The following is a 1268-nucleotide window of genomic DNA, read 5'->3' as shown; positions in this document are numbered from 1 at the left end:
TGACGCTCGTGTTAGCGCAGCTCCTCCGCAGGAGGCACTACAACACCACGCCAGTTGCGTGACTGTCGGGGGACTCGCCCAACCCACTGGCTCCTCTATCCCATAGCTAAAAGCAAAAGGAAGCTGCTTTTTTCATTATGTTTAGAGAACCGTTGACGTAACTCATTAATTAATCCTTTGCTGGCACTGCGATTGCATTCCTCTTTGTCTTGATGCAACAGCGAGTGAGGGAAACCCCCGCGTGAAGGCGCTGCATCGCTTTACTCTTTTCGGTGAGAAAGTAACTTGATTTTTCTGACCTTTATTGTAGACAGGAATCAAATCATTATCTATAAAACTTGATGCACAGGTATAAGATTCTTCTGTAATAATTATATTTATCCCTACTATCTTGGCTTTATAAGATAACATTTCAATTAATTTATTATAGGGAACACTTTCCAAATTTTGATTATTTCTTTTCCCTAGATTTATCTTCTGCTTCGAGTCTTCATTGTGTCCGATTATCAATGTTCCTCTGCATCTGATTAATTAAAGTATTAATAATCAAGCGAGATGCAATACGCGTATTGGATCGTTAATGAGCAAATTCTCTTTTTAACATAAGCTTTTTCAGTCTCAGACTTGATTGATTTTCCAGAAGTTGAGATTGTAAGGAACTCTTAATTATAGTATTGATTGATAGATTTTAACGGTCTGCCATTTATCACTCTTGGGTTTAATTCCGGCGCTTATTAAAGGTTAATGTAGCTAAATTGTTTAATCCAATATCAATACTGGCATAACGATTTTCATCTATTCGCAACTGTTTTTCGCATTTCTCATAAATCACCTCAATTACATAATGGTTAAGTCTAGGGACGATACGAACTTGTTTAAGAGTGTGAAGTAGGTACCAATGTTTTTAGATAAATCCCTGTTTGAGAAGGATTAATAATTCCAAGTTTTAAGTTGCCTCTTGCTGATAGCTTGTATCGTATAAACTACAATATTTCTTGCCGTTATTCTATTTTTAGATCCAGGCAGACGAGGGCGAGATTTAAACTTTGAAGGATTCTCTTGAAAAACTTCGTTCGCTGCTAAAAAGCAATTCATGTGTTTCTATCTAGTATCATCAATATTTGTTGAGATACTCGATTCTGGCATTTCTTGATAGTCTGCTTGAGTAGAAAGTGTTTTTTGTAGGTCATAGTAGGATAGATTTTTCTTGTCAAATATCCAAGACTGACGAACTAAATAATTAGCATGAGTTTAAGAGATTTTTCGAC

General features: G+C 36.3%; 1 protein-coding gene. It reads right to left on the bottom strand.

Going from position 1 to position 1268, the window contains the following annotated elements; genetic code table 11:
* Positions 1 to 165: 165 nt before the first annotated feature.
* Complete coding sequence (locus F6K22_RS41145; RefSeq protein WP_293110959.1) at positions 166 to 510, bottom strand: IS200/IS605 family accessory protein TnpB-related protein; 345 nt, start codon at positions 508 to 510, stop codon at positions 166 to 168.
* Positions 511 to 1268 lie beyond the last annotated feature (758 nt).

Source organism: Okeania sp. SIO2F4 (assembly GCF_010672385.1).
Taxonomy (GTDB): Bacteria; Cyanobacteriota; Cyanobacteriia; order Cyanobacteriales; family Microcoleaceae; genus Trichodesmium.
This window is presented reverse-complemented; position numbering and strand designations above follow the sequence as displayed.